The organism is Yersinia sp. Marseille-Q5920 (assembly GCF_946902935.1).
Lineage (GTDB): Bacteria > Pseudomonadota > Gammaproteobacteria > Enterobacterales > Enterobacteriaceae > Yersinia > Yersinia rochesterensis.
Genome location: NZ_CAMPQA010000021.1, coordinates 24,798 through 34,018, shown reverse-complemented (window position 1 = coordinate 34,018; position 9,221 = coordinate 24,798). Strand labels below are relative to the sequence as shown.

Here is a 9,221-nt window from a genome sequence, read left to right as displayed (position 1 = left end):
TGTTTGATTTGCTATGAGTTAACATAGCGATGCTCAAAGATTACTTTCTGCAAATATGCATTCGAACCGAAGTTCAAATGTGTACTGCTTTGGTCACTCTTCAAGACTTTGATATTTCTTCTGCCTGTCGAAACAGGCTTCGATATCGTCTTGCGAGTGCCCACACAGATTGTCTGATAAATTGTTAAAGAGCAGTGCGTTAGCAACCCGTGGTTGGTAACGCGAGGTGCGCATATTACGCTTTCCTCATTCAGAGTCAACTACTAATTTCGTTGATTTTCTCTGTTCTCTTCGTCGGCCACTCAACTACTTGATTCGTTGTGTGCCGTCTCGATGGATGCGCATTATAGGGAGTTCTCAGCTGCCCGCAACCGCTAATTTCAATAAAAATGACTGTTTGCTGCATTCCACAGCAAAACCCCGCTTTATACGCAGTTGTGCACAAACTTATCCACAGATTGAATCTGCACTCAAAATTGACGAGCATCACGCAATCGTTTTCGCTACAATTCCCCGCGTCGAAAAAGAGTGACCTCGTCGGCAAAATATCAATGACACGAGGTGATTTTTTAGAAAATGGGGTCACGAGGTACGTGATAAAGCGTATTTTAATGTTGTAGAGGGCTAGTCTTGCCCTGAAAGTCGCCGACGACGAGCCTTATCCCCCTGTTTGGGACGTTATCTGAATCTGTTCCTTTCTATATATAGCTATCTATATAGAAGAAGGGATTCAGATAACGCTCTATTGAATGATTGTGAAGAATAACTGCGACTCCAAAGCCAAGGGATAAAACCATGCAACAACGCCGCCCAATCCGCCGTGCTCTGCTCAGTGTGTCTGACAAAGCCGGTATCATTGAATTCGCCCAAGCACTTTCTCAGCGTGGTATCGAGTTACTTTCCACTGGTGGAACTGCCCGACTGCTGGCTGATGCCGGTTTGCCTGTCACCGAAGTATCTAACTACACCGGTTTCCCGGAAATGATGGACGGACGCGTTAAGACTTTGCATCCAAAAGTACATGGTGGGATTTTAGGCCGTCGTGGCCAGGATGACGGCATCATGGCTCAGCACGACATTCAGCCAATTGATATCGTAGTCGTAAACTTGTATCCGTTCGCTCAGACGGTTGCCCGCCCGGATTGCTCACTGGAAGATGCGGTTGAGAATATTGATATCGGTGGCCCAACCATGGTGCGCTCTGCGGCCAAGAATCATAAAGATGTTGCGATTGTGGTTAAGAGCAGCGACTACCCTGCGATTATTGCCGAGCTGGATGAGAATGACGGCTCATTGACTTACCCAACCCGTTTCGACCTGGCCATCAAAGCTTTTGAGCACACTGCCGCTTACGACAGTATGATTGCCAATTACTTCGGCGCGCTGGTGCCACCTTATCATGGCGATACCGAGCAGCCATCAGGCCGTTTCCCTCGCACCCTGAATCTTAACTATATAAAGAAACAGGATATGCGTTACGGTGAAAACAGCCACCAGCAAGCCGCCTTCTATATAGAAGAAGATGTTAAAGAAGCATCAGTGGCAACCGCCCAGCAATTGCAAGGCAAAGCGCTCTCCTATAACAATATCGCCGATACCGATGCCGCTCTGGAGTGTGTGAAAGAATTCAGTGAACCGGCCTGTGTTATCGTCAAGCACGCCAACCCGTGCGGCGTGGCTATTGCCGACTCACTGCTAGCGGCTTACGACAACGCCTATAAAACTGACCCGACGTCTGCTTTCGGCGGCATTATCGCCTTTAACCGCGAGCTGGATGCCGAAACCGCCAGCGCCATTATCAGCCGTCAATTCGTTGAAGTGATTATCGCCCCCTCCGTCAGTGCTGAAGCATTGGCGCTGTTAGCCGCCAAACAGAATGTCCGTGTTCTGACTTGTGGCCAGTGGCAAGAGCGTTCTGCCGGTCTGGATTTCAAACGTGTCAATGGTGGCTTGTTGGTGCAAGACCGCGATTTGGGCATGGTGACTGCGGCGGATCTGCGGGTGGTATCCAAACGCCAGCCGACCGAGCAAGAGCTGCGTGATGCGCTGTTCTGCTGGAAAGTCGCTAAATTCGTTAAATCAAATGCGATTGTCTATGCGCGCGACAATATGACTATCGGGATAGGCGCAGGCCAGATGAGCCGTGTGTACTCCGCCAAAATAGCCGGTATCAAAGCGGCCGATGAGGGATTGGAAGTCGCTGGCTCTGCTATGGCCTCTGATGCATTCTTCCCATTCCGCGATGGTATTGATGCTGCCGCAGCCGTTGGAATCACCTGCGTTATCCAACCGGGCGGTTCTATTCGTGACGATGAAGTGATTGCCGCCGCCGATGAACACGATATCGCGATGATCTTTACCGACATGCGCCATTTCCGTCATTAATTAAACCGCTTAACGGAGTCATCCAAATGAATATTTTGATTATTGGTAATGGCGGGCGCGAGCATGCGTTGGGCTGGAAAGCAGCACAGTCGCCTTTAGCAGATAAAATTTATGTTGCACCAGGTAATGCCGGTACTGCGCTGGAACCTGGTTTAGAAAATGTCGATATCGCCGCCACTGATATTGCCGGTTTACTGGCATTTGCTCAGAGCCACGATATTGGCCTAACCATTGTTGGCCCGGAAGCACCATTAGTGATTGGTGTGGTTGATGCTTTCCGCGCCGCAGGTCTGACTATCTTTGGCCCAACCCAAGCCGCCGCTCAGCTTGAAGGTTCTAAAGCTTTCACCAAAGACTTTCTGGCCCGCCACCATATTCCAACCGCGTTTTACCAGAACTTTACCGAGGTAGAACCGGCTTTAGCCTATGTGCGCAAAATTGGTGCGCCCATCGTGATTAAGGCTGATGGACTGGCTGCGGGTAAAGGCGTGATTGTTGCGATGACGCTGGAAGAGGCAGAAACCGCCGTTCATGACATGCTGGCTGGCAATGCATTTGGTGATGCCGGTCACCGCATCGTGGTGGAAGAGTTCCTCGATGGCGAAGAAGCTAGCTTTATTGTGATGGTTGATGGCGAAAACGTGTTACCGATGGCTACCAGCCAAGACCATAAACGCGTTGGTGATGGTGATAGCGGCCCGAATACCGGCGGCATGGGCGCTTATTCTCCAGCTCCCGTTGTTACTGATGAAGTTCATCAGCGGGTAATGGATCAAGTTATCTGGCCAACCGTGCGCGGTATGGCGGCGGAAGGTAATGTTTATACCGGCTTCCTTTATGCGGGCTTGATGATTTCAGCTGACGGACAACCGAAAGTTATCGAATTCAACTGCCGCTTCGGCGACCCAGAAACTCAGCCCATCATGCTACGCATGCGCTCAGATTTGGTTGAGCTGTGTTTAGCCGGTGCACAAGGTAAATTGAATGAGAAAACCTCTGATTGGGATGAACGCCCGTCACTGGGTGTCGTCTTGGCGGCAGGCGGTTACCCGGCTGATTACCGTCAAGGTGATATTATTCATGGGCTACCCCAGCAAGAAGTGGCGGAGGGGAAAGTGTTCCACGCCGGTACCAAACTGAATAGCAATAAGGACGTCGTGACCAGCGGTGGCCGCGTACTCTGTGTCACGGCACTCGGTGCAACCGTCGCCCAAGCACAACAAAATGCGTATAAGTTAGCGGAAAACATTCAGTGGGAAGGCGCTTTCTGTCGTAAAGACATTGGCTATCGGGCGATTGCCCGGGAAAAAGAATAGTCTGTGGGAAATGATAGCCTGTGGGACATGATAGCCTGTGGGAAATGATTGTTGGCGGTAAATAAATCTTCAAGTCTTTCCAAGGGGTACTGTTCGCCGTGCCCCTTTTCTTACAAACTGCCTGGTTGAGGTTCCCAACTGCAGAAATCTTGATTGGCAACCAACAACAGTTGCTGGCCTTCCGGTGAATCCAACCATGCGATACCCAAAGTTTCCGCACTGTTCGCGCCGCGTTTGCTCAACCATGATTGCGAATTATCATCAAGGTTCGGGCGCACCGTCTTCCCGGCACAAGTTGTCACGATGCCGTCCTGCCAACGCCCCTGAATTAACCGAACATTGCCCGCGCGCAATGCCGTGCTTAGCTCCAGAACTCGCTTAGCCTCTAACTGATAAACTGCAATATTATCCGCAGAGAGCTGTTCGCGCCGAGCTGCCAGTTGGCGTTGCATAAAACTAACCTGCCCTTGCTCATCAAAACGTAGCTCGACACTTTGTGGGTTATGGCCCAAATCATTGCGCCGAATTTCCCGTAATAGGCCATTTTGATATTCGTAGAAGGTCACGCGGGTATTGTCCCCCGAATAGGGACTGTAGACGCTCATCAGCACTTGTGGCTGCTGCTGCGTATTATCCTGACGCCATATGCGAACGACACCGCTGTCGGCGATATAACCGCTGGCACTGAATTGAGGAGGGCCGGATTGACTGCTACAGGCGCTGAGACCAAAGGCTAAACCGAGGGCCATCAGCACCCGCTGCATAAACAAAAGGGGCTTTGCCACCCCCTTGTTTATTATTTTCACTGACACACTATTAAGATTTAACAGCGTCTTTCAATGCCTTACCAGAAACAAACGCTGGCACATTAGCTGCAGCAATTTTGATTTCTTTACCGGTTTGTGGGTTGCGGCCAGTGCGCTCATTACGATGGTTTACTTTGAAAGTACCGAAACCAACCAATTGTACTGCATCACCCTCTTTCAGAGATTCGGTAATTGCAGCCAATGTAGACTCTAAAGCAGCTTTTGCTTGTACTTTAGAAAGGTCCGCTTTGTCCGCGATTACGTCAATCAGTTGAGTCTTATTCATAAGTTATCCTTACAGTGTGTTTATCGTTTGCAAAGCATCAAGTGCGACGGATATGCCGATGGATAGCACTCTCCTGCATACACGCACCGATAGCCACTTTTTTTCGCCCCCCAAATGTAGAACAGACAGGGGGCAGATGTGAAGCCTTAAGACGTGACAAATCAGGCGTTAAATCACGTTTTCTTGCCTTATTGCGTTAAATTTATGCCAATGTTGCTAACAGCCGCTTCCCGTAGGTCAGATCGTAACCCTTTGATCAGATCCAAGTCGCGCTCTTCACAGTCAGCTAACAGGCGGAAAATCTCCCATTGAATGTCCCATTCTTCTTCAATCGCAGGTAAGATTTTCAGTTCTTCGTCGGTCATTTCTTTGCCAGCCAACGTCATTTCCAGCATCGCAACAGTGCGGATGGATGCTTCGCTGATAGCAATCGCATGTTCCAGTGTTTCGCCACTCAAACGCGAGTGAATAGCTTCACTTAATGCAATACATGCATCAATGGCCGGATAGACGCCGTAAATAGCATAGTCATCAGCGGAAGGAATTGCCTCTTCCAGCTTCTCTAACTGGCTATCAAAATTGACCTTGGCATCTTTTACGACCAATGTTTCCCAGATAAGATCCAGGATACGTCGATAAACGGCCGGATCACCAAACTCGGTTTCCAGACAAAATTGCTGATAGTTGGGATACATCCGCTCACACAAACAAGCCATGAAGGTCAGGTGTTGCCAACTTTCCAGCTTCTCGAGACGTAGATGAATCGGATTGCGTATCATTATGAGTTCTCATTATTCATTATCTGCGCGGCAGTGTACCCGAAATTAAATCATATCCCTATGCTTGCCAAGCAAATCAGGATTTTTCCGCACCCACCGTTGAAATTGCGGGCGGTTTGAGGCGATAGCATCAGCCCAGCGGGTCGGTTCGGGTAAACGGTAACCCGCCATGCAAAGTTGCACCCATTCCAACGCACGGCCCACACTCACCCGATGACCGGGCGAAATAAACAAAGGATTACAACGCGCTTTGCTGCGCCATACCCAACCAAGCTGTTCATCGGCATCCACCAATGGCTGTAATGCGCCATTATCGTAACCCAATGGCTCAAAGTGCCCGCACAGGCGGCTTTTGGCAACACCAATGGTCGGGACATCCACAAGCAGGCCAAAATGACTGGCAACCCCTAAACGGCGGGGATGCGCGATACCCTGCCCATCAACAAAAACCAACTGAGGCCGTTGCTGTAACTGTTCCCAAGCAGCTAATAATGCAGGATATTCACGAAAGGAAAGTAAACCGGGGATATACGGCAGTGAAGTTGCTACGCGGGCAACCTGATATTCCACCAGCTCCAACGAGGGATAACGTAAAATCGCGATAGCAGCGCGGGTTATCTCCCCTTGCTGCTCAAAACCCACGTCTGCCCCGGCAATAAAGCGCACGGAATCACTAGCAATATCATCTTGAAGACTAATTTCAGATGCCCGCTGTTGCTGTTCTGCTCGCAGCGCTTTGGTGTCTATCATCCGCCAACTTATCCTATAAACCGATTATTTTGGGTGATATTGCCGAGATAAAGAATGCACCGCTTCAACAAAAGCGCCCGCATGTTCTGGCGGGACATCCTGATGGATACCGTGGCCCAGGTTAAAGACATGCCCATCACCCTGCCCAAAACTGGCCAGAATCGTGCTGACTTCTTCCTCAATACGCGCCGGGGGGGCATAAAGAACGGAAGGGTCCATATTACCTTGCAGAGCAACTTTATCACCCACTCGGCGGCGCGCGTCGGCGATATCTGTGGTCCAATCCAGCCCCAATGCATCACAGCCGGTCGCGGCCATCGCTTCTAACCATTGCCCACCGCCTTTGGTGAACAAAGTGACCGGAACCCGCCGTCCGTCGTTTTCGCGGATCAGGCCATCAACAATTTTATGCATATAATTCAAGGAGAATTCAGCATAATCACGCCCGGTTAGCACCCCGCCCCAGGTATCAAAGATCATCACGGATTGTGCGCCAGCTTTGATTTGAGCATTGAGATACAAAATGACACTGTCAGCCAGTTTATCCAGCAACAGATGCAGAGTCTGCGGCTCGGCATACATCATTTTCTTCAGTTTAGTGAAAGCCTTACTGCTGCCGCCCTCGACCATATAGGTCGCCAGAGTCCATGGGCTACCGGAGAAACCAATTAATGGCACCGCACCGGCCAACTCACGGCGAATGGTTCTCACCGCGTTCATAACGTAACCCAACTCCTGCTCTGGGTCAGGAATGGGCAGTTTTTCAACATCAGCTCGGCAGGTAATAGGAGATTGAAAACGCGGGCCTTCGCCGGTTTCAAAATAAAGCCCTAGTCCCATGGCATCAGGAATGGTCAGAATGTCTGAAAACAAAATCGCCGCATCCAGCGGATAACGACGCAAGGGTTGCATCGTCACTTCACAGGCCAACTCAGCATTTTTGCACAGCGACATAAAATCCCCGGCAATAGCACGGGTGGCTTTATACTCTGGCAAATAGCGGCCTGCCTGGCGCATCATCCACACCGGAGTCACATCTACCGGCTGGCGTAGCAAAGCACGCAGATAACGATCGTTTTTCAACTCATTCATGATAAAGCTCCCTTGATTATCTGCGCGCATTGTAGCATGTCAGATAATACTTTCCTGTTGCGGCTAAAGGCGGTTTTTTAGCTACTCGCCCGCATCGAATTGCTCTTCGCGACATAATACGACGGTATCTTCAATCAGCCGGCGCGCCACGGTGCCTGGTGGCGGCAGTAATGGCAATTGGTCATAGCGATACCAACCGGCATTCAGCAGCTCTTTAGGATCGTGTTGCAGCTCACCGCTGTCATACTCCGCCATAAAGGCCATCATCAGTGAATGCGGGAATGGCCACGGCTGTGACGTCACATAGCGCAGGTTTTTAATGTGGATATTACTTTCTTCCAGCACTTCGCGGGAAACCGCCTGTTCCAGTGTTTCCCCCACTTCGACAAACCCGGCCAACACCGTGTTAATACCGCCACGATGGCGAACATGCTGCGCCAATAAAATTTCATCACCACGGCGAATGGCAACAATCACGCAAGGGGCGATTTGTGGATAATAACGTTCACGGCAATGATTGCACAGGCAAGCCCACTCGGTGCGGCTGGCATGCATTTGATGCCCACAATAGCCACAATAGCGGTGAGATCGATAAAACTCGGCCAATTGTACGCCGCGCCCCGCCAGTTGAAACAAACCGCGATCGACATCCAGTAATTGCCGCACTGACCCCATCTCGGTGGACATCTGTTGGCGGATCAGCCAAACCGCCTGCCCTTGCCATTCACCAATCTGCCGTGCGGTCGCGCCCTGTAATGACCAATTGGCCGCATTACCCTGTGGTAACTCCCCGTTTGGTAACCATAATTTGTTTTCATGGCTGACAATCCACCAGCCACTTTCTTTACCTGTAAGTTGTAGTTCCATATCGTTGTTGCACAACCTCGACTTCACTGGCAATCTAGAATCCGGCTTGTTACTTTTTTGTAACCCACTTTTACTTTTTCTTACTCACGGGGTCGATCATGCTCAACCGACTGGAAAGCCTGACTCAACGCGTTGGCGGCAGTAATGAATTAATTGATCAATGGCTTCATGCACGTAAAGAACTTTTAGTCTCGTATTGCACAGTGATCGGTATTAAGCCGCAAAAAGAAAAGCATACCCCGCTTAATGAAAAAGCGCTGGAGAACTTTTGTCATAATCTGGTGGATTATCTCTCCTCCGGACATTTCAATATCTACGACAGAATTATCAAACAGGTGGAAGGCGCATCCAGCCCGAAAATAGCTCTGACCACCAAAGTTTATCCTGCTTTGAAAAATAACACTCAAACTATCATGGCATTCCATGATCGCTATACAAACATTGAGATCGATGACGATAGCTGCACTGAGTTTCAACAAGCTTTATCCGATATCGGCGAAACCCTTGATGCCCGTTTTCGGCTGGAAGATCAATTAATTCAGTGGGCGGCTGAATCCTGGCAAGCTGCTCAGCCAGTGGATCAAACAGGGCAGGTAAAATAGCCCACAGATCTGTGCGGGCTTGTAGTTCTCATTCAACCTCAATACCCAAAGTAATTGAGATTGCAGGTAGGCAGCAAGTGAATGAATTCCGATGAGCTTACACAGGTAAGTGATTCGGGTGAATGAACGTAGCTAACACCGCTGCAATTTCAAGTAAGAAGGGTATATACTGAGGATTCTTGTCGGAGTGCCTAGCACCTGTTTTCTTAGGAAAACAAACGCAGGCTGAGACCGTTAATTCGGGATCCGCGGAACCTGATCGGGTTAATACCCGCGAAGGGAACAAGAGTAATTTATCGCTACAGGCCCGGAATTCACCTGACAGGTGGCTGCCGGTC

10 protein-coding genes and 1 riboswitch are annotated in these 9,221 nt (G+C 49.9%); of the genes, 3 read left to right on the top strand and 7 right to left on the bottom strand.

Annotated features, from left to right (window positions below; translation table 11 throughout):
• Positions 1 to 93: 93 nt before the first annotated feature.
• Complete coding sequence (locus OVO64_RS20135) at positions 94 to 234, bottom strand: hypothetical protein (protein ID WP_162472779.1); 141 nt, start codon at positions 232 to 234, stop codon at positions 94 to 96.
• 561 nt (positions 235 to 795) lie between these two features.
• Here OVO64_RS20135 and purH point away from each other — a divergent pair.
• Together purH and purD are read left to right on the top strand one after the other, a co-directional pair.
• Entirely contained in the window at positions 796 to 2,385 is a 1,590-nt protein-coding gene (gene purH, locus OVO64_RS20130; RefSeq protein WP_038638470.1) for a bifunctional phosphoribosylaminoimidazolecarboxamide formyltransferase/IMP cyclohydrolase, read from the top strand.
• A 26-nt stretch (positions 2,386 to 2,411) separates the two neighbouring features.
• Complete coding sequence (gene purD, locus OVO64_RS20125; protein ID WP_145509412.1) at positions 2,412 to 3,701, top strand: phosphoribosylamine--glycine ligase; 1,290 nt, start codon at positions 2,412 to 2,414, stop codon at positions 3,699 to 3,701.
• Between the two features lie 110 nt (positions 3,702 to 3,811).
• Here purD and OVO64_RS20120 read toward each other — a convergent pair whose 3' ends face one another.
• The 6 genes from OVO64_RS20120 to nudC all read right to left on the bottom strand — a co-directional run bounded on the left by OVO64_RS20120 (position 3,812) and on the right by nudC (position 8,281).
• A complete protein-coding gene (locus OVO64_RS20120; protein ID WP_038638463.1) occupies positions 3,812 to 4,465 on the bottom strand; it encodes a DUF1481 domain-containing protein in 654 nt (217 codons plus the stop codon).
• Between the two features lie 52 nt (positions 4,466 to 4,517).
• Positions 4,518 to 4,793, bottom strand: a complete 276-nt coding sequence (hupA, locus tag OVO64_RS20115) for a nucleoid-associated protein HU-alpha (RefSeq protein WP_004393601.1) — start codon at positions 4,791 to 4,793, stop codon at positions 4,518 to 4,520.
• Between the two features lie 188 nt (positions 4,794 to 4,981).
• Positions 4,982 to 5,572, bottom strand: a complete 591-nt coding sequence (locus tag OVO64_RS20110; protein WP_038638459.1) for a YjaG family protein — start codon at positions 5,570 to 5,572, stop codon at positions 4,982 to 4,984.
• 45 nt (positions 5,573 to 5,617) lie between these two features.
• A complete protein-coding gene (nfi, locus tag OVO64_RS20105; RefSeq protein WP_038638456.1) occupies positions 5,618 to 6,322 on the bottom strand; it encodes a deoxyribonuclease V in 705 nt (234 codons plus the stop codon).
• A gap of 24 nt (positions 6,323 to 6,346) precedes the next feature.
• Entirely contained in the window at positions 6,347 to 7,414 is a 1,068-nt protein-coding gene (gene hemE, locus OVO64_RS20100; RefSeq protein WP_038639998.1) for a uroporphyrinogen decarboxylase, read from the bottom strand.
• Between the two features lie 81 nt (positions 7,415 to 7,495).
• Positions 7,496 to 8,281: an NAD(+) diphosphatase gene (gene nudC / locus OVO64_RS20095; protein ID WP_038638453.1), complete on the bottom strand. Its 786-nt coding sequence runs from the start codon at positions 8,279 to 8,281 to the stop codon at positions 7,496 to 7,498.
• A gap of 98 nt (positions 8,282 to 8,379) precedes the next feature.
• On the opposite strand from nudC, the gene rsd reads away from it, so the two are divergent.
• The gene (rsd, locus tag OVO64_RS20090; RefSeq protein WP_267248988.1) at positions 8,380 to 8,883 is read left to right on the top strand and encodes a sigma D regulator; all 504 of its coding nucleotides are present in this window, start codon (positions 8,380 to 8,382) and stop codon (positions 8,881 to 8,883) included.
• Positions 8,884 to 9,056: 173 nt separating this feature from the next.
• A riboswitch (TPP riboswitch) is annotated at positions 9,057 to 9,182 on the top strand.
• Positions 9,183 to 9,221: the final 39 nt, after the last annotated feature.